Consider the following 21,229-nt stretch of genomic DNA (forward strand, 5'->3'; position numbering starts at 1 on the left):
CGCCTAGCATCCTGCAAACATCCGCCTAGAGCCTCTGCAATCCTCCGGCTGGAGAGCCCCGTCCAGGTACGTTATCCGCATGGACGGTCATTGCCACGTGGATTCCGAGATGGTGGAACTTGTCCAGAGCCGTCCGGCCGCATGGGCCCAGCGATTCCGGGGCTTGGCCTCAGAACTGCGTGAGCTTGTCGGGGCGGGGGTCAACATCGAACACATCGGCTCAACGGCCGTGCCAGATCTGCCGTCCAAGGATGTCGTCGACATTCTGGTCGGCGTGGCGCCTGGCCAGATCCGATGTGTCAGCGACAGCCTGGTCGACGGAAGGTTCATCCTGGAGGGGCAGCGCGACGGGCATTCGTGGCTGACCCGGCGGGAGTCCGGCCGGCGGGTATGTGTCATCCACGTCGTGGAGACCGACAGCAGACAGTGGGGTCGTCGGATCGCGTTTCGAGACCTGCTGCGCACGGACGCGGACGCCCGTGCCGAGTACCTACGGACCAAGCGAGCCGCCGAGGCGGGGACATCCAACTGGAACGACTACACGCAAGCCAAGACAGAAACGGTGCATCGGCTTCTCCTCCGCGCACGACCGACCTAGCGGCTCTGGCCCCTGACCGAGGACAGACGAAGGGCCCCGCATCGTGCGCGGGGCCCTTCGTGTGTGTCGGTGGGGTCAGCTCAGAGGGGGCGGACCTTCTCGGCCTGCGGGCCCTTCTGGCCCTGGGTCACGTCGAACTCGACCTTCTGGCCCTCCTGGAGCTCGCGGTAGCCGGAGCTGTCGATGGCCGAGTAGTGGACGAAGACGTCAGCGCCCCCGCCGTCCTGCTCGATGAAACCGAAGCCCTTCTCGGAGTTGAACCACTTCACGGTGCCTGTAGCCACTGGTGTTGCCTATCCTTTGATCGTTTTCGGGGCCCACGTCTGCGGCGCCTCCGGACTACCGAGCGCGTCTTCACGGGGGCCCGGCCACCAGGGCGCGGATACCAACAGGAACACTGATACGGCTGAGTCCCGGTCAACGCTAGCACGGCCCGGCACCGGTTTCAGACCGCGAGGCTCCAGGCCAGCCCGCCGAAGAGCACTCCGAGCCCGTTGGTCGCCCAGTGCATGCCGATGCTGGCGATGACGCTGCCGCTGCGCCGTCGGAGCTCGCCGGCGATCAGGCCCCCGGCGGCGGTGAACAGCACGGTGGCGGCGATCAGCGCCACCTTGGCGTGGCCGCCCAGGGCCTCGAAGGCCGCTCCGACAGAGGCGTTGCCGGTGGCCGAGGCCGCCGCGGGGAGCACGTGCCACAGCCCGAAGAGCAGCGAGGATCCGAGGAGGACCTGCCACATCCGCGCGTGCCGGGACAGCATCCCCCACAGCACCGAGCGGAACGCGACCTCCTCCAGCAGCACGGTGCCGAGCGGGATGACCACGAAGGCGGTGAGCAGGATGCCCGCCGGTGGCAGGTGGTAGCGCACGTCGAGGAAGGCCGTCCGGGTGCCGGGCAGGAGCACCCCGATCAGGTAGATGACGGTCACGAGCGCGATGACGATCCCGCCCCAGCGGAGCCCGGCGGCATGGGTGCGTCGGGCCAGCCCGAGTTGGTGCCAGGTGAGTCCGGAGGCACGGGCGAAGAGGATGAGCGCCACGGCGCCGACGGGGCCCAGCCACAGCGAGTCCCAGCCCAGCAGGTGGTTGGCCAGGTTGATCCCGACCAGGCCGAGCACCACGGTGATCGTGGCGGCGGGTGCGAACCGGGTCGTCGGTTCCGTCGCCGGGGTCGCGGTCCCCGGGGTCGCGTGGGTCATCACGACCACTGTGCATCACCAACCTGGGTAGCGCCTGCGGACGAGGACGCCCGGCCACAAAAAAGGAAGGGAGGACCGCTCCCTTCCACTTCAACGTTATAGCGCACCCGGGGGCTTGCGGCAAGACCCCCTGGAGCCCGGACAATCGTCGGCTGTGACGACCGAAGGGGGAGTGGAGCACACCGTGAAGAGCACGCCAACGAGGACCACGCCGGGCCGCGCCGGGAGGGTCTTCGACCTGCCGGACCACCTGGCGGCCAAGGCCGACCCTGCGCTGATCGCCGGGGACGAGGCCCATTTCGCCGCGATCGCGCGGAGCCTGGAGCACACCGTCGCCGACCTGTCCGACCGGCTCGACGCCGCACGGCTGGCACCCGCCGGCTCGGGGCAGACCGCGCTGGAGCGCGACCAGGAGGTGCACCGCCTCACCGCCCGGCGCCGGACCCTGCTGCGGTTCGGGCTGGACCTGTGCCTGGGGCGCATGGTCGGGGAGGGGGATGCCGAGCCGGTCTACGTCGGGCGGCTCGGGCTCACCGACGAGGACGGTCGCCGGCTGATGATCGACTGGCGCACGCCCGCGGCCGAGCCGTTCTTCGGCGCGACCCACGGCAACCCGATGGGGCTGGTCAGTCGTCGCCGCTACCGGTGGACCGGGGGGCGCGTCAGCGACTACTGGGACGAGGTGTTCACCGAGGAGGGCCTGGAGCACCACGCGGCACTCGATGACCAGTCCGCCTTCATCGCCAGCCTCGGCGGCAGCAGGACCGCGCGGATGCGGGACGTGCTGGGCACCATCGCCGCCGACCAGGACGCGATCATCCGGGCCGGCTCGCGCGGCGCGCTCGTGGTCGACGGGGGCCCCGGCACGGGCAAGACGGTCGTGGCCCTGCACCGGACGGCATACCTGCTGTATGCCGACCCGCGACTGGGCGATCGCCGCGGCGGGGTGCTCTTCGTGGGCCCGCACGAGCCCTACCTCGCCTACGTCTCCGACGTGCTCCCGAGCCTGGGCGAGGAGGGGGTGCAGACCTGCACGGTGCGCGACCTGGTCGCGGAGGGCGCCGCCGCGGGGGTCGAGGCGGACCCGGATGTGGCGGCGCTGAAGGCGACCGGTCGGATGGTCGGCGCGATCGAGGCGGCGGTCCGCTTCTCCGAGGAGCCGCCGACCCGGGGGACGACCGTCTCCGCCGGTGAGGCGGACCTCTACGTCAGCGCCTCCGACTGGGCCACGGCGTTCGACGCTGTCGACCCGGGGACACCGCACAACGAGGCGCACGACCAGATCCTGGAAGAGCTCGCCGAGCTGGTGGGCGAGTCCCCGGACGAGCGGGAGGCCCTGCTGCGGGACCCCGAACTCCGCGAGGCACTCGCCCGTGCCTGGCCGCTGATCGAGCCGGCCGACCTGGTGGGCGACCTCTGGTCGGTGCCCGCCTACCTGCGCCGGTGCGCTCCCTGGTTGAGCGCCGGGGAGGCCGGCCTGTTGCACCGGGAGGAACCACAGGCGTGGACGGTCGCCGACCTACCCCTGCTGGACGCGGCCCGCGACCGGCTGGGAGACCCGCAGGCGGCACGGCGTCGGCGCCAGCGGGCAGCGGCGCGCGCGGCCGAGCGGGCCCGGCGGCAGGACGTCATCGACCACCTCGTCGCCACCGACGACTCCGAGATGGCCGTCATGTCGATGTTGCGCCGGCCGGACCTGCAGGACGCGTTGGACGATGACGACGTGGTCCGGGACGTCGACCCGGACCGGCTCGCCGGGCCCTTCGCCCACGTCGTCGTCGACGAGGCCCAGGAGCTGACCGACGCCGAGTGGCAGATGGTGTTGCGGCGGTGCCCGTCCGGCAGCCTCACCATCGTCGGGGACCGTGCCCAGGCCCGGCACGGCTTCGCCCAGACCTGGCAGGAACGGTTGGCGCAGGTCGGTCTGGACCGGGTGCGGATTGCCACCCTCGGCATCAACTACCGCACACCGGAGGAGGTCATGGAGGAGGCCGAGCCGGTCATCCGCGCCGTGCTGCCGGACGCAAACGTCCCGACCTCGGTGCGGCGCAGCGGCATACCGGTCCGTCACGGTGCCCACCGCGACCTGGAGGAGGCCCTGCGGGAGTGGGCGACCATCCACCCCGAGGGCATCGCCTGCGTCGTCGGCGACCCCCAGGTGGCGGAACGGCCCCGGGTCCGGTCGTTGACGCCGGACCTGGTCAAGGGCCTGGAGTTCGACCTCGTCGTCCTGGTCGACCCGGAGTCCTTCGGCCGCGGGTCCGGTGACCCGGTCGAGGGCGCGGTCGACCGCTACGTGGCGATGACGCGGGCCACCCAGCAGCTGGTCATCCTGACGAGCGGATGAGGCCGAGGACCACCGGGTCCGGGACCTTCGCCCCTAGTCCCCACGCGCCGGGTCGGCGAGCGTGGGTGGTGGAGGCACAGGGCGCTCCAACCCGAGACAACAGGAGTCACACCATGAAGGCACTCGTCTTCCACGGACCCGGCGACAAGGCCTGGGAGGAGGTGCCGGACCCCGTCATCCAGGACGCCACGGACGCCATCGTGCGGATCGACACCACCACGATCTGCGGCACCGACCTGCACATCCTGAAGGGCGACGTGCCGGCGGTCACCGATGGCCGGATCCTGGGCCACGAGGCGGTCGGGACCGTCACCGAGGTCGGGCCGGAGGTCAGCGGGGTCGCCGTCGGCGACCGGGTGATCGTCCCGGCGGTCACCAACTGCGGGGAGTGCAGCTACTGCACCGACGGTATGCCGGCCCACTGCCAGAGCGTGGGTGGTGTCGGCTGGATCTTCGGGCACCTCATCGACGGGCTACAGGCGGAGTTCGCTCGCGTCCCGTTCGCCGGGACCAGCCTGGTCAAGGTGCCCGAGGGGCTGAGCGACGAGCAGGTGCTTTTCCTCACCGACATCCTGCCGACCGGCTTCGAGCTGGGCGTCCTCAACGGCGACGTCGGTGAGGGCGACACCGTCGCGGTCATCGGCGCCGGTCCGATCGGGCTGGCCGCGATCATGACCGCAGGGATGAAGGGCGCCTCCCGGATCATCGCGGTCGACGGGGACGAGTTCCGCCTGGAGGCCGCCCGCACGTTCGGCGCCACGGATACCATCCGGGCCGGGTCCGGTGACGTCGCCGCGCAGCTGAAGGAGATGAGCCCGGACGGGCTCGGGGTCCACGTCGCGGTGGAGGCGGTCGGGATCCCCGAGACCCTGGACACCTGCTGGGCGGCGATCCGCCCCGGCGGCACGGTCGCCAACGTCGGGGTGCACGGCGCCCCGGTGGAGCTGCCCATCCAGGACCTGTGGATCCAGAACATCACGCTGCGTACCGGCCTGGTGAGCGGCACCACGATCCCCGAGCTGCTCGCCGGCATCCAGAACGGCGAGATCGCCCCGGAGCGGTTCGCCACCCACCGCTTCCCGCTCGACCAGATCATGGAGGCCTATGACGTCTTCGGCAACGCCGCCGAGCACCGGGCGCTGAAGGTCGTGCTCAGCGCCGGCTGACCGGTCAGCGCGCTCCGGCCGCGCAGCGGACCAGCTCCCGGGCCGCGGGCAACGGCGCGGCCCCGCCCCGCCAGACGGCCCGGAGCGCGCGGGCCAGGTCGAGGCCGTCGACCTCGACGCGGACCAACCGCCCGGTGTCGACGGCCTCGCGGACCGCGTGCTCGGACAGCGCGGCCGGGGCGACGCCGGCCATGGCGGCGACCCGGACGGCGGCGTTGCTCGCCAGCGACTGGGCGGGCTCGACTACGGTCAGTCCTGCCCCGTGACACACCTGCTCGAGGGCGTCCCGGGTGCCCGAGCCCGGCTCGCGGACCACGAGCGGGGTGGCCGCGAGCTCGGCAGCCGGCAACGGGTCGCGCAGCCGGGCCCACCGGTGGGCCGGGGTGACCACGACGACGAGCCGGTCGGTGCCGACCTGTCTGGCCCGGAGTCCCTTGGTGAGCGTCGCCGACTCGATGAAGCCCAGGTCCGCCGACCCGTCGAGCACCGCGGCGGAGACCTGGACCGAGTTCGCCACGGTCAACTCGACCTCGACGGCGCCGGGTGACTGGCGGTAGTCGGCCAGCCAACCCGGCACGAGGTACTCGGCCACGGTCTGGCTCGCCGCGACGCGGAGCCGGCCCCGCAGCGTCCCGGACAGCGCGTCGGTGCCGGCGACCAGCCGCTCGGTCGAGGAGATGACGTCCCGCGCCCACGCCACGACGAGGTCGCCCTCGGGGGTCAGCCGGGTGCCCTTGGGGGAGCGGACCAGTAGCGGCACCCCGCACCGACGCTCGTACCGGCGCAGCGCCCGACTGGCGTTGGGTTGGGTCATCCCGACGGCATCGGCGGCGGTGCCGATGCTGCCGCGGTCCTGCAGCGCCACGAGGAGCTGCAACACGACATACTGCGGCGGTTCCGTGCGGGGCATCTCCTGAGGATATGGCAGTGATGCGGGATCGGGGGCTAGCGCCCGGGCGCGCGGAGTTGTCTGATGGTCCCCGTGCCCCGTTCTTCCTCCTCCGCCCCTACTGCCCGCCCCACGACCGCCCCGACCTCGGTGCTCCCCGGGATCGCCTTCTGCCTGTTCGCGGCGCTGCTCGCGCTGGGCGTGCAGCAGCTGCTGCCAGCGGTCAGCGCCCTGCTGGTGGCGATCCTGCTCGGGATCGTCACGGCCAACGTGGTCCGCCTGCCGGAGACCCTGCGACCGGGGATCGCGGTCTCGGCCAAGCGACTGCTCCGGCTGGGCATCGTGCTGCTCGGGCTCAGCCTGGCGCTGGACGACATCTTCGGTCTCGGCTGGCCGGTGCTGCTCGTGGTCGTCGCCGTCGTCACGCTCGGCCTGGTCGGCACCGTCGTCCTGGGCAGGCTCGTGGGGGTGGGGCGGGCCCAGTCCGTCCTGATCGCCGCCGGCTTCTCGATCTGCGGCGCGGCCGCGGTGGCCGCGGTGGAGGGCACGATCGAGCGGGAGGACGAGGAGGTCGCGAACGCGATCGGCCTCGTGGTCGTCTTCGGCACCGCGATGATCGGCCTGGCCCCCGCCGTGCTGGCCCTCACCGGCCTGGCGCCGGAGGTGCAGGGCCTGATCGCCGGCGGGGCGATCCACGAGGTGGCCCAGGTGGTGGCGGCCGGCGGCATCATCGGTGGGGGTGCGCTCGCCGTGGCCGTCGTGGTCAAGCTGGCGCGGGTGCTGATGCTGGCGCCCGTCATCCTGGTCCTCGGGCTGGTGGAGCGGCGCCGGACCGCGGGTGCCCCGGTGGCCGGGGCGGCGCGCCCTCCGCTCGTGCCGCTGTTCGTGGCCGGGTTCATCCTGGCGGCCTGCGTGCGGACCTTTGTGCCGCTGCCCGACGTCGCCTTCGATGTCGCGAAGACGGCGCAGGTCATCCTCCTGTCGGCCGCCATGTTCGCGCTCGGGCTGGGGGTCTCGCTCGCGGCCTTCCGGCGGGCCGGGGTGCGGCCGATCCTGCTCGGGGCGCTGTCGACGACCCTGGTGGCCACGGTGGCCACGACCGGGATGCTCTGGGTCTCCTGAGCCGCGCCCGCTCGCAGGCTCAGCGATCCTCCCCGAGGGCGGCCGCGAACCGGCCCGCCACGGCGGCTACCGCCGCCCGCAGCTCTGCTCCGCCCTCGACGCGGAACGGGTAGGGCACCTGCGCGAGCCACTCCTGCGCATACATCGCCGGGTTGTTGGTGCTGCCGGTGAGCAGGCACCCCTCGGGCACCTCCTCCAGGACGCCCATCGGCGGACGGATCCAGGGGGCCACCTCGGCATACGGTGCGAGGAAGCGGACCCGGGTCTCCAGCGGCCAGCCGGTCGCGAGGTTCGCCTCCAGGGAGGCGACCGGGTCCAGGTCCGGCGGCGGCGCGAAGCTACGGCCCGTCTCCTGGACCCGCTCGATGCGGTCCACCCGGTAGGTCCGGACCGCGTCCGCGCGGTGGGAGTGGCACAGCAGGTACCACCGCCCGAACCGCACCACCACCGCCCACGGGTCGACCTCCGCCTGCCAGCTGCTGCCCGAGGCGCTCCGGTAGTCGACCACGATGCCCCGGCGGGCGGCCACGGCGGCGACGAGGGCGCTGGTGGTGGCCGGGTCCGGGCGGGAGGTATGCCGATCCGGCGCCGCCGAGGCGTGGGTCCAGAGGGCGACCGCCTGGTGCCCGACGCGGTCCGGCAGCGCCCGGATCACCTTGCCCAGGGCGGTGCCGATGAGGTCCTCCCCGTCGGTGGCCGACGGCCGGCCGTCCAGCACCGCCATCACCAGGCCCAGCGCCTCCTCCTGGGTGAACACCACGGGTGGCAGGCGGGTGCCGCGCCCGAGTCGGAACCCGCCGTGCGGTCCGCGGCTGGACTCCACCGGGATGCCGGCCTCGCGCAGGATGGCGACATAGCGGCGCGCGGCCCGCTCCGTCACGCCGAGGCGCTGGCCGAGCTCGGTGGCCGTGGTGCCCGGCCGTCGCTGCAGGATCTCCAGGGTCTTCAACGCCCGGGCCGTGGGGCTGGTCTCGGCAGGCACCCGACCCACGATAGGTCGGACCAGGACAAACCGGAAGCAGAACATCCGGAAAGGGTCCTAGCGTGGTGGTCGTGACCGAGCGCAGCACGACGAGACGGACGGAGAACGCGATGGATCTGATCCTTGTGGGTGGGTTGTGGCTGGACGGCACAGCCTGGGACCAGGTGGTGCCGGCCCTGGCCGAGCACGGCTGCCGGGGCATCCCGGTGACCCTGCCGGGTCAGGGGGACGGGGCGGTGCGGGCCACCCTGGAGGACCAGGTCTCCGCGGTGCTGTCGGCCGTCGACGCCGTCGCAGCCGCCGGGGGCAGACCCTGGGTGGTGGGCCACTCGGCCGCGTGCACCCTCGCCTGGATCGCGGCCGACCGCCGGCCGGAACAGGTCGCCGGCGTCGTCCTGATCGGGGGGTTCCCGTCCGCCGACGGCGAGGCGTATGCCGACTTCTTCCCGGTCGTCGACGGGGCGATGGCGTTCCCGGGCTGGGAGCCGTTCGAGGGGCCCGACTCCGCCGACCTGGACCAGGCCGCCCGGGACCGGCTCGCCGCCGCGGCGGTCCCCGTGCCCGAAGGGGTCAGTCGGGGCACGGTCCGGTTGTCGGACGACCGGCGCCACGGCATACCGGTCGTGCTGGTGTGCCCCGAGTTCTCTCCCGCGGACGCCCGGGCGTGGATCGACGCGGGTGACGTGCCGGAGCTGGCCAGCGCGACGTCCGTGGAATTCGTCGACATCGACTCGGGCCACTGGCCGATGTTCACCAGGCCCGCCGAGCTGGCCCGGATCCTGGCGGACGTGGCCAACTGAGGCCCGGGTCAGGTCACCCGCCGCGCCCGGTCACACGCCGGACTCGGCCGGGACCCGTCCGGACCGGACCGCCTGCTCCAGGGCGGTGTAGTCGCGCTCGGCCTGGTCGGCATACGCGGTCGCCCACGTCGCGACCGCCTCGTCGAACCGGTCGGCCCGGTCCCCGGCATACCCGGTGATCCAGCCCAGGAACGGGTCGGACTGCGCCTGCAGGACCCGTTGGGTCCCCACGACGCGGTGGCCCTCCCGCCCGTTGCCCGCCGACGCGAACCCGGCCGGCGGCGCCCACGGGATCCCGCCGTAGGTCTCGAGCACCGACGGCGGGGCCTCCTTGGCCTGCAGGAACAGCGGCTCGTGGGACGGGCCCTCCAGGAGCAGGACGTAGCAGCGGGTGCCGACCGACCCGACCCCGACCACCCGCAGCACGTAGTCGCGCAGGGTGAACTGCGAGACCAGCAACGAGGTGTCGGAGCGCAGTGTCGAGCGGTAGGCCTCGAACAGCCTGCCCACGTCGACCTGCGCGCCGTGGTCGACGTGCTGGGCGGCCGGTGGCTGGTCCTGGATCCGCAGCGTGCCGTCCGCGTCCTTGACCGCGAGCTTGCGCAGGACCTGGTCGGAGGTGCGCTTGCGGGCCTTCTTGACCGACGTGCGGATCAGCTTCTGCGCCTCGGACGTGGCCACCTGCTCCAGCCAGTCGGTCTCTACCCGGAAGTAGTAGCGCTCCAGCGCCGTCCGGGTGTGCAGCCGCCGCAGCGCACGGCGGTAACCGCGCACGGCGCTCACGGCCGCCTCGCGGCACTGCTCCTCGGTCAGGCCGTTGTCCCGGCCCCCCACCACGACGCTGGTCGCGAGGCGCTTGACGTCCCATTCCCACGGCGCGAGCGAGGCCTCGTCGAAGTCGTTGAGGTCGAACAGCACCCTGCGTTCCGGGCTGGCGAACAGGCCGAAGTTGGAGATGTGGGCGTCGCCGCAGGCCACGATGTGGGTGCCGCAGCGGGCGTTGGTCGACAGGTCGTGTGCCATGAGCGCCGCCGTCCCGCGGAAGAACGCGAACGGGGACTGCAGCATCCGACCCATCCGCACCGGCACGAGGTCGGGCAACCGGTCGGCATTCTGCTGCTCCAGGATCTCCACCGGGTCACGGTCGTCCACCGCGAGCCGGGCCTGGCCGGAGCGCGGGACGGTGCGGCGCAGGGCCCTGCCACGCGCCTGGGACTCGGTCAACAGGGGAGCGGCCGTATGCGGCATCGGTCCTCCTCGCGTGGGGGTGAGGTCAAACTACTCCCGGCTGGTGGCCCGGGTCGATGGCTGCCGGCGTGGCGCGGAGTCCTCACGCCTGGGATGCGCGTCGGTGCTGGTCAGCAGCTCTGTCGGTGCCGGGGCCTACAGTGGACATATGATCGACGGTGGGGTCGGGGACGTGATCGGCGGGAGTGGGCCGGCGGGTGGGCTCGCCGTGCTGGAGACGCCCGGGTCGGGGGTCGGTGCCGCGCTGGGGCAGGCGGGGCAGGCACTGGACCGGGCGCAGCAGGCCGCCGAGTTCCTGACCCGGGACGTCCAGGGCGAGCTGGTCGGCCACCTGGGGGTGTTGCAGGACATGCGACTGACCCAGGAGCGGCTGCTGCTGTCGGTGGTCCGCGAGGCTGCCGAGCGGGGGCTGCCCGACGAGGTGGGGCTCTCCCTCCACGACTGGGTGTCCGGGCAGTGCCCCTGGCTCGCGCCCGCGGACGTCTCCGACCTCGTTGCGGTGACCCGGGCGCTGAAGGACCCCGCCCACCAGTCCTTCCGGGAGGCGGTGGCGCAGGGGAGGTTGCCGGTCCGCCGGGCGGCGAAGGGGTTGCGCGCGCTGGAGCGGGTGCGGCCGGCCTGTGACGAGGAGACCTACGCGGGCGACGTCGAGATCATCCTGGGGGCGGTCTCGCGGGTCGAGTTCACCGACCGGGACCTGCGCCGGGTGGCGGACCGGTTGGTGTCGGCGGCCCTGCCGGAGCGGGAGGTGGCGGCCCGGGAGGGGTCGGTGCGGGAGCTGCGCGGGGTGCACGAGTCGTCCCTGGCGGACGGGACGCTGACCCGGTTCGTCGTGACCTGCGAGCCCGAGGGTGCCGCGTTCTTCCGGCAGGTGCTGACCTCGCCGTTGGCCGCCCCGGCCCCCGATGCGATGGGTCCGGACCCGCGGACGCCGACGCAGCGGCGCTATGACGCGCTGGTCACCGTGTTGGGCCGCGGGGTCGGGGCACCCCAGGGGACCCCGGGCACGGCCAAGGCCAAGGTGCTGTTGACGGTGTCCCTCGCCGACCTGCAGGGCATGGTGCTGGACCAGCCCGGGGTGACCCTGGGCGGCGACGTGGTGCCGCCGACCGTGGTGCGCAAGCTGGCCTGTGAGGCCGACCTGGTGCCGATGATCCTCGGCAAGGGCGGCGTGCTGCTGGAGACGGTGCAACCGACCCGGTATGCCACGGAGAAGCAGCTCCTGGCTCTCTATGCGCGGGACGGGCACTGCACATTCCCGGGGTGCACCGTGCCACCGGAGTGGTGCGATGCGCACCACGTGGTCTGGTGGTCCCGGGGCGGCAAGACCTACCTGCTCAACCTCGCCCTCCTGTGCGGGCGGCACCACACGATCGTGCACCAGAAGGATCTGACGGCGACGATCGACGAGACCGGTGTGACCTGGCACGTGTGACGACCCCGCCCCGGACCCGGCTGCACCAGCCGGGCCGTCGGCGTGTGTCCTGGGCCGTTCGTGGCTACGCGGGGAGGGGTCACGCCGCTAGGCGCCCCCGAGGGGGTCAGCCGAGTCCGTCCAGGAAGTCGAGCAGCTCCGGCATCCGGGCGACGGCGTCGCGGGCGATCAGGAACCCTAGGATCCCGACGATCCAGGCCGTCATCTCGCCACCGCTCTTCTCCATCCATCGGGCGATGCGCTGCAGGAGCGGGTCGACCAACCGGTGGGCGACCAGCCGTCCGGCCAGGAGGACGAGGGCCGGCAGGACCATCACGAGGCAGTAGACCGCCAGGGCGCCGACCTGCTCGGGGACGGAGAGGCCGGAGGTGCCCAGCAGCCCGATCGCGCCGAGGTAGGGCAGCATCGTGGCGACCTCCACCATCGCGGCGGCGAGGGCCAGCGTCACCAGACCTCCGAGGCCGGTGCGCGTGCCCTGCTGGCCTAGCGCGCGCTCGCGCCACCGGGTCAGCCGACCGGGCGCCCTCGTCCCGTCTGCATCCTTGCGTGGCTTGCCGATGAAAAAGCTCCACACCAGCAGGCCGACGCCGAGGACCAGTTGTGCCCGCAGGAAGACCGGGTTCTCGGTCAGGCCGTTGAGCTGGTCGAGCAGGGCACCCATCCCGAACAGGAGAGCGACCCCGACCCCGAGGTAGAACGCGGCCACCGTGCCCAGGAAGACGAGCATCCGCCCGACCGGCACCCGCCCCGGCGCGAGGAGGAACCAGATCGGGATGAGGAGGGTGCCGAAGCTGGTGGAGTCGACCAGGGCCAGCACCAGCAGCGTGCCGGCGAGTGCGAACGTCATACGGTCATGCTCCGGGCCACCCACCCGTGCTGTCGTCGGTCGTCCGACCGAGATTGCGGCGGACCGGTGCGACTTTCGACCGATCGGCGTGCGGGCCGTCTGTGCTGGGATAGCGCCATGGACACCCCGCTCTCCCTGTGGCGCCGGCTGCGGGCGGAACCACGCCGCCGGGACGCGGTGGATGCCGCGGCGACGGCGGTGCTGGGGCTGGTGCTGATCCCGCTCGGCATGGTCGACGTCGTCGGCGGGGCGTCGTGGTCCCCGCCGGAGTGGGCGCAGGGACGGTGGTGGCACGCGGCGCCACTGCTCGCGGGGTGCGTGGCGCTGCTCGCCAAGCGACGGCGGCCGGTCACTGTCACGGCGGTCGTGGTCCCGCTGTTGGCGGTCGACGTCTACCTCGGCGGCAGCATCGGGATGTATGTGGTGCTGGTCGATGCGCTGTACTGCCTGGTGCTGCATACCCGCGCGGAGTGGGTCCGCCCGGCCATCATCGCCATCGGCGTCCCGATCGCCATCGCCCCGGTGGCGACGTTCGTGGTCACCGGGGACTCGCGGGCGACCGCGTTCATGCTGCTGCAGTTCTTCGCGCTGCTGGGGACTCCGGCGTGGTGGGGACTTTCGGTGCGCCAGCAGGCAGAGTTGGCCAGCCTCGAACGGGCGCGGGCCGAGGACCTGGAACGGCTCTCGGCGCTGCGCCGGACCACGGCGGTGCGGGAGGAGCGGAACCGGATGGCGCAGGACCTGCACGATGCCCTGTCCAGCAACCTGTCGACCATCGCGATCCACTCGGGGGCCGCCCTCCGCCCCGGCCGGTCGCAGATCGAGGAGTCCCTGGTCGAGATCCGGGCTGCGAGCGTGCGGGCCCTGGAGGACCTGCGGGAGATGATCCTGCTGCTCCAGACCGAGCAGGACCAGGTCTCCCCAGCGGCGCACCTGGCGGACCTGGCGACCCTGGTCGACTCCGCCCGGTCCACCGGCCTGCGGGTCACCGTCGACGGCGACCCTGCTGAGCTGCCCCCGTTGCCGTCCGTGGTCGACCACGCGGCCTACCGGATCCTCCAGGAGAGCCTGGCCAATGCGACCAAGCACGCGCCGGGCGGGCAGGTGGTGGTCGGCGTCCGGGAGGACGGGCGCCGGTTGTCCCTCGAGGTCAGCTGCCGGTGCCCGGACGGACGGGTCGGATCGTTCACAGGGAGCGGGATGGGGCTGCGCACCATGCGCGACCGGGCCACCACCCTGGGCGGTACGTTCGAGGCGGGGTGGAGCGCGGAGGACGAGCGGGTGTGGGTCGTGTCGGCGGCACTGCCCCTGAAGGAGGTGGTGGTCCGGTGAGCATCCGGGTCCTGCTGGCCGATGACCATGCCGCGATCCGCTCGGGCCTGCGCCTGATGCTGGAGAGCGGGGGCGGCATCGAGGTCGTCGCCGAGGCGGCCGACGGGGCGGCCGCCGTGACGAACGCCCGGGCGCTGCGGCCCGACGTGGTGCTGATGGACCTGCGGATGCCGGGCACCGACGGGATCACCGCGACCCGGCAGATCGTGGACGAGGGGCTCGCCCAGGTGCTGGTGCTGACCACCTACGACCTGGACGAGTACGTCTTCGGGGCGCTGCGGGCCGGCGCCGTGGGGTTCCTGCTCAAGACGGTCGAGGCGGACGCGCTGGTCGATGCAGTCCGGCGGGTCGCCGCAGGTGAGGGGGTGATCGCCCCGGAGGTGACGCGCCGGCTGCTGCACGCCTTCGTGTCGGTCGAGCCGCCCAGCGAGCCCGAGCCTCCCCCGTGGCTGGCCGAGCTCAGTGCCCGGGAGCTGGAGGTGCTGACCTACCTGGCGCAGGGCCGGTCCAACGCCGAGATCGGGCAGCAGCTGACGATCTCGGAGGGCACCACCAAGAGCCACGTCTCCCGGGTGCTCGGCAAGCTCGGGTGCACCTCCCGGCTGCAGGCCGGGATCCTGGCCCGCGAGGCGGGGCTCGGCACGGAGTAGGCACGCCCCCCTCGCGGGACGCGCGAGCCGCCCGCGCCTGGCATAGTCGGGTGCTGTGATCAGCAATCGACGGACCGCGTGGTGGGTGACCCTCGGTGGGCTGGTGGTGGCGCTCCTCGTGCTGGGGCTGCTCGGCGAGGCCGAGCGTTCGCCGTCCCCGACCGACTCGCTGCCGGAGGGGTACGACAGCACGGCGGCCACCGCGCTGCTGGGCGAGCTGCCGGAGGACGACGAGTCGGTGGCGCTCATCCTGTTCACCGCCGACGAGGGGGAGCTGGGCGACCGGATCGGCGAGCTCGAACAACTGGTCTCCCCGCTGCAGCCGGCCGAGGACGGGACGGCGGCCCTCGGCATACAGACGGTGCCCTCGGCCACGGCGACCCAGACCTCGCAGGAGGTGGGCGACCTGCGCACCGAGCTGCGTGAGGCGGTGCCGGAGGGGGTGACGGTCCAGGTCACCGGGCCGGCCGGGATCGAGGCCGACCTGGCCGGGGTCTTCGAGGGGGCGAACACCACGCTGCTGATCGCGACCGCGTCGGTGGTGGCCCTGCTGCTGCTCGTGACCTACCGCAGCCCGGTCCTGTGGATCATCCCGCTGGCGGTGGTGGGGCTGGCCGACCGGATGGCCGCGGTGCTGGCGACCCGGGTCCTGGCGGCCTTCGACATCCCGTGGGACGAGTCGACGATCGGCATCCTGTCCGTCCTGGTCTTCGGGGCCGGGACCAACTATGCACTCCTGCTGGTGTCCAGGTACCGGGACGAGTTGCGCGAGCACGACGACCGGGGAGCGGCCATGGCGCTGGCGCTGCGCCGTGCCGCCGAGGCGGTCTTCGCCAGTGCCGCCACCGTCTTCGTCGGGCTGCTCACCCTGCTGTTGTCGGTCATCCCGACCACCCGGGGGCTGGGCCTCGCCTGCGCGGTCGGGATCCTCACCGCCGCCGTGTTCGTGCTCGTCGTGCTGCCGGCCGTCCTCGTGCTCTTCGGCCGCTGGGTGTTCTGGCCGCGGGTGCCGCAGGTCGGGCAGCAGGCGTTGGCGGACTCCCGGTCGGTCTGGCGGCGTGTCGGCGACCGCGTCGCCACCCGGCCCCCGGCATACATCGTGGGGAGCCTGCTGTTCCTGGCCGTGCTGGCCACCGGCCTCTTCCGGATCGACCTCGGCCTGAGCACCGACGAGCAGTTCCTGGAGACGCCCGAGGCGATCACGGCCGCGACGCGGATCGCGCAGTCCTTCCCCGCCGGCACGGCGGAGCCCACCACCGTGGTGACCCGGGCCGGCGACGACGAGGCGGCCGCGCTGGAGGAGGAGCTGACCGCACTCGAGGGAGTCGGGTCGGCCCGGGTCAGCCTGCAGCAGGCGGGCATCACCCGGCTCGACGTCGTGTTGGATGCCGAGCCCGGCAGCGCCCAGGCGCAGGAGTCCGTGCGCGACCTCCGCGCGGCGGTCGCGGACCTGCCGGACACCCACGTGGGCGGCGCCGAGGCGGAGGCGCTGGACGAGGCGGAAGGCACCGCGCGGGACCGGACGCTGATCATCCCGCTGATCCTCGGCCTGGTGCTGGTCGCGCTCGCCGGGATCCTTCGCTCCGTGCTCGCCCCCGTCATCCTGGTCGCGTCGGTGGTGTGCACCTTCGCCGCCAGCCTGGGGATCTCCTGGTGGCTGTTCACCGGCGTGCTCGACTTCTCGGCGCTGGACTCCGGGGTGCCGCTGCTGGCCTTCCTCTTCCTGGTGGCGCTCGGGGTGGACTACAACATCTTCCTGATCACCCGGACCCTGGAGGAGGCCCGCGGGCACGGCACCCGGTCCGGCGTGCTGCGGGCCCTCGGTGCCACGGGTGGTGTGATCACCAGCGCCGGCATCCTGCTCGCGGCGGTCTTCGCGGTCCTCGGCGTGCTGCCGCTCGTCGTGCTCGCCCAGCTCGGTGTGGTGATCTGCATCGGCGTGCTCCTGGACACCCTGCTGGTGCGCACGGTGCTCGTCCCCGCGATCGTGCTGACGCTCGGCGAGCGGTTCTGGTGGCCGCGGGTGGTGGCCGGCCCCGTCGGGACCGCCCCCGGGCGGCACCGCCGCTGAGGAGAAAACCCCGCCAGGAGCCCATTGTCCTGCTGAGTATCACCAGGTACCGTGTGATGCATGGTACCTGGCGACAGCGCGATCCTGAGCCACCTCCGGCGGGGTGCCCTGGAGTACTGCGTGCTCGCCATGCTGCAGGACGGTCGGCTGTACGGACTCGACATCGCCCGCCGGCTCACCCGTGACGGTGTGCTGATGTCGAGCGAGGGCACGCTTTATCCCCTGTTGGCCCGGCTGCGCAAGGCGGGCCTGGTGGAGACCACCTGGCAGGAGTCCTCGTCCGGGCCACCCCGCCGCTACTACGACCTCACCGACCAGGGTGCCGCGGCACTGGCCGCCTTCGAGCGCACCTGGATCCCGTTCCGCACCGCGGTCGACGCCGCGCTCAGCGAGGGAGGAAGACCGTGAACAATACGCACAGCCGACTCATCGAGGGCTACCTCGAGGACCTCGCCCGCCGGCTCGCGAGCCTGCCTCCCGAGGATCGGATGGAGGTGCTCGACGGCGTGCGCGAGCACATCGACACCGCTCTGGCGGACCGGCCGGGCCCCTCCGAGGAGGAGGTCCGGGCGGTCCTCGCCGAGGTCGGTCCGTCGGAGGAGGTCGCGCGGGAGGCCTACGCGGGGCGTCCGGCAGTGGTCGGCGTCGCCGGCCCGATGTCCGCTCCGTACCCCGACCGGCCACCGCTGGCCAGCCGCGACTGGGTGCCCGTTTTCGTGGCCGTGGTGCAGGTGGTGAGTGTCTTCGCCTCGGCCGTGGTCATCGGGGGATCGTCGGCCTGGGTGGTGACGAGCACGGACTCCTCGGGGGCGAGCACCTCCTCCTTCGGCGGCAGCATCGTCGCCGCGACCGCGGCCGCGGCCCTGGTCGCCCCGTTGTGGATCGCCCTGGTGCTCTTCGTGGGCAACTCCCGGCTGTGGAACGGCCGGGAGAAGCTGGCGCACATCCTGCTGCTGCCGGTGGTCCTCGCCCTGATGGGCCTGCTGCCGGAGCTCGGTAACGCCCTGGTCGGCGTGAACGGGGTGTATGCCGGGTCCTGGGCCGCCCTCGCGCTGGTCGTGCTGGGCGGTGGCTGGCTGGTGGTCCGCCTCACCCGGGCCGGGCTGGGACGCGTCCGGCGGTGACGGACCTTAGTCTTGCGCCCATGAGACTCGGAGAGCTGGCTGCCGCACTGCACCTGCCCGTGCCCGAGTGCGCAGGACCGGACAGGGACCCGGAGGTCACCGGCATCACGCACCAGGCCGCGTGGGCCACGCCCGGCGACGTCTTCGTGGCGATCCGCGGAGCCCGGTTCGACGGGCACGACTTCATCGGGCAGGCAGCGGCCCGCGGCGCGGTCGCAGTCTTCGGGGAGGGCCTTCCCGACGGGGTGACCAGCCAGCTGCCGTATGTCGTGGTGCCGGCCACCAGGGCGGCGCTGGCCGACGCCGCCGCCGAGCTGGCCGGTCACCCGAGCCGCCAGCTGACCGTGCTCGGGATCACCGGCACGGACGGCAAGACGACCACCTCCTGCCTGGCGCGGCACCTGCTGCGCAGCGCGGGGCGGCCCACCGGGCTGCTGTCTACGATCGGCTACGAACTCCCCGACGGGGAACTGCGGCAGCCGCCCGCCCACTTCACCACCCCCGAGGCGCCCCAGGTGCAGGCGATCCTGCGGGACATGGTGGCGGCGGGGGCCGAGGACGCGGTCGTGGAGGCCTCCAGCCACGCGATGGCGCTGGACCGGGTGCGGGGCGTCGACTTCGACGTCGCGATCTGGACCAACCTGACCGGGGAGCACCTGGACTTCCACGGGACGATGGAGCGCTACTTCGCGGACAAGGCCAAGCTGGTCGAGCGCGCCGCCCACGCGGTCCTCAACGCCGACGACCCGTGGACGGAGCAGTTGCTGCCCCTCGCAGCCGGGCACACGACATACAGCGCGGACGGTGCGGACGCGGACTGGCGGGCGACCGGCGTCGTGGAGGGGCCGGACGACCTGCGGTTCACCGTGCACGGACCGGACGGTGAGGCCCAGGCCGTCCTGCCGATGATCGGGCGGTTCAACGTCGCCAACGCCCTCGCGGCGCTGGCCGGGGCACACCGCACCGGGGTGCCCACGGCCGTCCTGCTGGAGGGGCTGGCCACCTTCGGCGGCGTCGCCGGGCGGATGGAGATGGTGGCCCGCCAGGACGGCGATCCCCGGGTGATCGTCGACTTCGCGCACACCCCGCCCAGCCTGGAGAAGGCGCTGGAGACCGTGCGGGTGACGACCGAGGGGCGACTGTGGGTCGTGCTCGGCTCCGCCGGCGGTCCGCGGGACCCGTCCAAGCGGGCCCCGCTGGGGGACGTCGCGACCCGGTGCGCCGACGTCGCCGTCTTCACCGAGGAGGACCACCGGGACACCCCGTTGGCCGACATCCTCGCCCAGATGGAGCGCGGGGCCCGCGAGGCGGGCAGGGAGAACTTCACCAGCATCGGCAACCGGGTCGAGGCGATCCGGTATGCCGTCGCGCAGGCGGACCGGGCCGACACCGTGGTGCTGGCCGGCAAGGGTCCGGAGCACACCCTGGAGCGGGACACCGAGACGATCCCGTGGGACGAGATGGACCAGGCCGTGCAGGCGCTCGCGCTGCGGCGGACGAGGGAATGAGCGCCGCCCCACCGTAGGATGCCGCGCATGGGTAAGGCATCACGACGCAAGCGCCGCGACCAGGGCGCCACCAGCAAAGCCGCGTCCTCGCGGGCCCCGTTCGTCGCGCGTCCCTTCGAGGGGCTGCCGCAGGAGACCGAGTGGGTGGCGATGCGGGAGATCATCCCGGCCGCGACTGCGCCGCTGCAGGTGCGGCTGCCGGACGCCGAGCCGCGTGAGATCACCCTGGCCAGCGTGCTGCCGGGGGCGCTGCCGGCGTTGCACCGCCAGGACGGCACCGTGCTCGTGGCCCTCCAGTCGCGCACCTCCAGCGGTGACGCCAGCCGCGACATCGTGGCCGCGATCCAGACCGCCGTGGCCGCCGAGCCGGGCACCACCATCCGCGCCGTGGGACCCGCGACCGCGCAGACCCCGCGCCTGGAGGACGTGCTCGTCGAGGGTCAGCAGCTGGACGTCGAGGTGCACGAGGACTTCACCTTCTGGCTGGAGGACCCGGACAACGTCACCCCCGAGGTGCAGGCCTCCCTGGAGCAGACCAACGCCGCCGCGGTGCCCACCGAGAAGCTGGAGGGGCAACCCTCCGCCTACTGGTGCAAGATGGGCGAGCGGGCCTACATCCGCTGGATCCTGGCCGAGGACGAGGACGCCGCGACCACGGCGCTGGCCCGGTTGCAGGCCGCCGGCCAGCACACGCTCGGCGAGGGCACCACCCTGCTGGGGGCCTTCCGGGCCGCCGGGCTGCTGGTGCCGGTGCTGGAGGTCGACCCCGCGGTCCCGTCCGCCGACCACGTCGGCGCGTTGGCGGACCTGGCCGACCGGTATGCCGGGGCGCTGGCCAAGACCGAGCCGTTGACACCCGAGGAGCGCCGGGCCCGCGACGGCCTGGTCAGCCGCCAGGTGACGCTGCGCTGAGGCCGGTGACCCGGTGAGCACCAGGGTGGCGGCCGTCGTGCCGGCCAAGGACGAGGCACAGCGGCTGGCGGCCACGCTGGTGGCTTTCGGCGACCTCCGGGAGGTCGACCTCGTCGTGGTCGTCGACGACGGCAGCACCGACGACACCAGCGCGATCGCCGCCGCCGAGGGCGCCGTGGTCGTGCGGCACCCCAGCAACCGGGGCAAGGCGGCCGCCATGACAAGCGGGGCCGCCGAGGTGGCCCGGCTCGACGGACTCCAGCAGGACGGGCCGGACGGCCCCGCAGAGCCGCGGGCGCTGCTGTTCGTGGACGCCGACCTGCAGGAGAGCGCGGCCAACCTGGGCCCGCTGTGCGCACCGGTGCTCGAGGGACGGGCCGATATGACCATCGCCGTGCTGCCGCCGCAGCTGCGGCGTGGCGGCGGGTTCGGGCTCGTCGTTCGGATGGCCACCACCGGGATCCAGCGGCTCACCGGGTGGACCCCGACGCAGCCGCTGAGCGGCATGCGCTGCCTGTCCCGCGCCGCGTTCGACGGGGCGCTGCCGCTGGCCGGCGGGTGGGGCGTCGAGGTCGGGCTCACGGTCGACGTGCTGCGGGGAGGCGGTCGCGTGCTGGAGGTGCCCTGCGAGCTGCACCACCGGGTCACCGGGCGTGACCTGCGGTCCCAGGTGCACCGGGCCCGGCAGTACCGGGACGCCTGGTGGGCGCTGGCCCGCCGCGGCGCCTGGCGACCGTCCCGCGCCGGTGGGCCGGACGGTGCGGGCGGGTAAGCGATGACCTGTCGACCTGCGGACCGGGCGGCGGGGGCTGGGCGGCCGTGCCGCGCAGCGTGTGGGGAAACTTGTGGGGCCTATAGCACCCAAATGTTTCCGCGCAAGGAGTGCGGGCGGTCCGTCGGGCGGGCGTCGGAGGCATCCGGCCCGGGGCGCACGGCATACGACGGGGTAGCTCAGCTCACGACCGACCCTCGAGAGACGAGCGCGCGCGGTGGCTGGAGGGCG

The 21,229-nt window shown here is 73.1% G+C and carries 20 protein-coding genes; 14 read left to right on the plus strand and 6 right to left on the minus strand.

From position 1 onward, the window contains the following. The first annotated feature begins 79 nt into the window (after window positions 1–79). On the plus strand, window positions 80–598 hold the full coding sequence (locus FB467_RS02985) for a GrpB family protein (protein WP_141783778.1): 519 nt from the start codon (window positions 80–82) through the stop codon (window positions 596–598). Window positions 599–678: 80 nt separating this feature from the next. Here the strand turns inward: FB467_RS02985 and FB467_RS02990 are convergent, their stop codons facing one another. Next, window positions 679–882, minus strand: a complete 204-nt coding sequence (locus FB467_RS02990) for a cold-shock protein (protein ID WP_114927294.1) — start codon at window positions 880–882, stop codon at window positions 679–681. 161 nt (window positions 883–1,043) lie between these two features. Continuing rightward, window positions 1,044–1,793 carry a CPBP family glutamic-type intramembrane protease gene (locus tag FB467_RS02995; protein WP_141783779.1) on the minus strand — a complete coding sequence of 250 codons (750 nt, stop codon included), beginning with the start codon at window positions 1,791–1,793 and terminating at the stop codon, window positions 1,044–1,046. Between the two features lie 184 nt (window positions 1,794–1,977). Between FB467_RS02995 and helR the strand changes: the two genes are divergently transcribed. Further along, a complete protein-coding gene (gene helR, locus FB467_RS03000) occupies window positions 1,978–4,140 on the plus strand; it encodes an RNA polymerase recycling motor ATPase HelR (RefSeq protein WP_141783780.1) in 2,163 nt (720 codons plus the stop codon). 113 nt (window positions 4,141–4,253) lie between these two features. Beyond that, entirely contained in the window at window positions 4,254–5,306 is a 1,053-nt protein-coding gene (locus tag FB467_RS03005; RefSeq protein ID WP_141783781.1) for a zinc-binding dehydrogenase, read from the plus strand. 4 nt (window positions 5,307–5,310) lie between these two features. Here the strand turns inward: FB467_RS03005 and FB467_RS03010 are convergent, their stop codons facing one another. Beyond that, complete coding sequence (locus tag FB467_RS03010) at window positions 5,311–6,216, minus strand: LysR family transcriptional regulator (RefSeq protein WP_141783782.1); 906 nt, start codon at window positions 6,214–6,216, stop codon at window positions 5,311–5,313. 72 nt (window positions 6,217–6,288) lie between these two features. On the opposite strand from FB467_RS03010, the gene FB467_RS03015 reads away from it, so the two are divergent. Beyond that, a complete protein-coding gene (locus tag FB467_RS03015) occupies window positions 6,289–7,317 on the plus strand; it encodes a YeiH family protein (protein WP_228393342.1) in 1,029 nt (342 codons plus the stop codon). Window positions 7,318–7,336: 19 nt separating this feature from the next. Here FB467_RS03015 and FB467_RS03020 read toward each other — a convergent pair whose 3' ends face one another. Further along, window positions 7,337–8,299, minus strand: a complete 963-nt coding sequence (locus FB467_RS03020) for a helix-turn-helix transcriptional regulator (RefSeq protein ID WP_141783784.1) — start codon at window positions 8,297–8,299, stop codon at window positions 7,337–7,339. A gap of 71 nt (window positions 8,300–8,370) precedes the next feature. On the opposite strand from FB467_RS03020, the gene FB467_RS03025 reads away from it, so the two are divergent. After that, window positions 8,371–9,099 (plus strand): alpha/beta fold hydrolase, encoded by a 729-nt coding sequence (locus tag FB467_RS03025; protein ID WP_228393343.1) that lies wholly within the window; start codon window positions 8,371–8,373, stop codon window positions 9,097–9,099. A gap of 30 nt (window positions 9,100–9,129) precedes the next feature. Here the strand turns inward: FB467_RS03025 and FB467_RS03030 are convergent, their stop codons facing one another. Beyond that, the gene (locus FB467_RS03030) at window positions 9,130–10,347 is read right to left on the minus strand and encodes a DUF2252 domain-containing protein (RefSeq protein ID WP_141783785.1); all 1,218 of its coding nucleotides are present in this window, start codon (window positions 10,345–10,347) and stop codon (window positions 9,130–9,132) included. A 148-nt stretch (window positions 10,348–10,495) separates the two neighbouring features. On the opposite strand from FB467_RS03030, the gene FB467_RS03035 reads away from it, so the two are divergent. Continuing rightward, window positions 10,496–11,782 carry an HNH endonuclease signature motif containing protein gene (locus FB467_RS03035; RefSeq protein WP_141783786.1) on the plus strand — a complete coding sequence of 429 codons (1,287 nt, stop codon included), beginning with the start codon at window positions 10,496–10,498 and terminating at the stop codon, window positions 11,780–11,782. A 106-nt stretch (window positions 11,783–11,888) separates the two neighbouring features. Here FB467_RS03035 and FB467_RS03040 read toward each other — a convergent pair whose 3' ends face one another. Next, window positions 11,889–12,629, minus strand: coding sequence for a GAP family protein (locus FB467_RS03040; RefSeq protein ID WP_141783787.1), 741 nt, complete (start codon window positions 12,627–12,629; stop codon window positions 11,889–11,891). Between the two features lie 117 nt (window positions 12,630–12,746). Between FB467_RS03040 and FB467_RS03045 the strand changes: the two genes are divergently transcribed. The 8 genes from FB467_RS03045 to FB467_RS03080 are packed head-to-tail and all read left to right on the plus strand — an operon-like array spanning window position 12,747 to window position 20,998. Then, the gene (locus FB467_RS03045; RefSeq protein WP_170230542.1) at window positions 12,747–13,961 is read left to right on the plus strand and encodes a sensor histidine kinase; all 1,215 of its coding nucleotides are present in this window, start codon (window positions 12,747–12,749) and stop codon (window positions 13,959–13,961) included. A 56-nt stretch (window positions 13,962–14,017) separates the two neighbouring features. Then, the gene (locus FB467_RS03050) at window positions 14,018–14,611 is read left to right on the plus strand and encodes a response regulator (protein ID WP_244932762.1); all 594 of its coding nucleotides are present in this window, start codon (window positions 14,018–14,020) and stop codon (window positions 14,609–14,611) included. 55 nt (window positions 14,612–14,666) lie between these two features. Then, window positions 14,667–16,682, plus strand: coding sequence for an MMPL family transporter (locus FB467_RS03055; protein WP_141783790.1), 2,016 nt, complete (start codon window positions 14,667–14,669; stop codon window positions 16,680–16,682). Between the two features lie 60 nt (window positions 16,683–16,742). Next, a complete protein-coding gene (locus tag FB467_RS03060) occupies window positions 16,743–17,090 on the plus strand; it encodes a PadR family transcriptional regulator (RefSeq protein WP_141783791.1) in 348 nt (115 codons plus the stop codon). Continuing rightward, the gene (locus FB467_RS03065; RefSeq protein ID WP_141783792.1) at window positions 17,087–17,806 is read left to right on the plus strand and encodes an HAAS signaling domain-containing protein; all 720 of its coding nucleotides are present in this window, start codon (window positions 17,087–17,089) and stop codon (window positions 17,804–17,806) included. Before FB467_RS03060 ends, FB467_RS03065 begins: the two co-directional genes overlap by 4 nt. A gap of 20 nt (window positions 17,807–17,826) precedes the next feature. Continuing rightward, complete coding sequence (locus FB467_RS03070) at window positions 17,827–19,314, plus strand: UDP-N-acetylmuramoyl-L-alanyl-D-glutamate--2,6-diaminopimelate ligase (protein ID WP_141783793.1); 1,488 nt, start codon at window positions 17,827–17,829, stop codon at window positions 19,312–19,314. A 27-nt stretch (window positions 19,315–19,341) separates the two neighbouring features. After that, on the plus strand, window positions 19,342–20,226 hold the full coding sequence (locus tag FB467_RS03075) for a DUF5926 family protein (protein WP_141783794.1): 885 nt from the start codon (window positions 19,342–19,344) through the stop codon (window positions 20,224–20,226). 13 nt (window positions 20,227–20,239) lie between these two features. Then, on the plus strand, window positions 20,240–20,998 hold the full coding sequence (locus tag FB467_RS03080; protein WP_141783795.1) for a glycosyltransferase: 759 nt from the start codon (window positions 20,240–20,242) through the stop codon (window positions 20,996–20,998). Window positions 20,999–21,229: the final 231 nt, after the last annotated feature.

The sequence above is a fragment of the Ornithinicoccus hortensis genome (assembly GCF_006716185.1).
Classification (GTDB): domain Bacteria; phylum Actinomycetota; class Actinomycetes; order Actinomycetales; family Dermatophilaceae; genus Ornithinicoccus; species Ornithinicoccus hortensis.

Coding starts and splice junctions, on each gene's coding strand:
- FB467_RS02985 (WP_141783778.1), top strand. CDS start 80: ATGGACGGTCATTGCCACGTGGATTCCGAGATGGTGGAACTTGTCCAG.
- FB467_RS02995 (WP_141783779.1), bottom strand. CDS start 1,793: ATGACCCACGCGACCCCGGGGACCGCGACCCCGGCGACGGAACCGACG.
- FB467_RS03005 (WP_141783781.1), top strand. CDS start 4,254: ATGAAGGCACTCGTCTTCCACGGACCCGGCGACAAGGCCTGGGAGGAG.
- FB467_RS03010 (WP_141783782.1), bottom strand. CDS start 6,216: ATGCCCCGCACGGAACCGCCGCAGTATGTCGTGTTGCAGCTCCTCGTG.
- FB467_RS03030 (WP_141783785.1), bottom strand. CDS start 10,347: ATGCCGCATACGGCCGCTCCCCTGTTGACCGAGTCCCAGGCGCGTGGC.
- FB467_RS03035 (WP_141783786.1), top strand. CDS start 10,496: ATGATCGACGGTGGGGTCGGGGACGTGATCGGCGGGAGTGGGCCGGCG.
- FB467_RS03040 (WP_141783787.1), bottom strand. CDS start 12,629: ATGACGTTCGCACTCGCCGGCACGCTGCTGGTGCTGGCCCTGGTCGAC.
- FB467_RS03045 (WP_170230542.1), top strand. CDS start 12,747: ATGGACACCCCGCTCTCCCTGTGGCGCCGGCTGCGGGCGGAACCACGC.
- FB467_RS03050 (WP_244932762.1), top strand. CDS start 14,018: ATGCTGGAGAGCGGGGGCGGCATCGAGGTCGTCGCCGAGGCGGCCGAC.
- FB467_RS03060 (WP_141783791.1), top strand. CDS start 16,743: ATGGTACCTGGCGACAGCGCGATCCTGAGCCACCTCCGGCGGGGTGCC.
- FB467_RS03070 (WP_141783793.1), top strand. CDS start 17,827: ATGAGACTCGGAGAGCTGGCTGCCGCACTGCACCTGCCCGTGCCCGAG.
- FB467_RS03075 (WP_141783794.1), top strand. CDS start 19,342: ATGGGTAAGGCATCACGACGCAAGCGCCGCGACCAGGGCGCCACCAGC.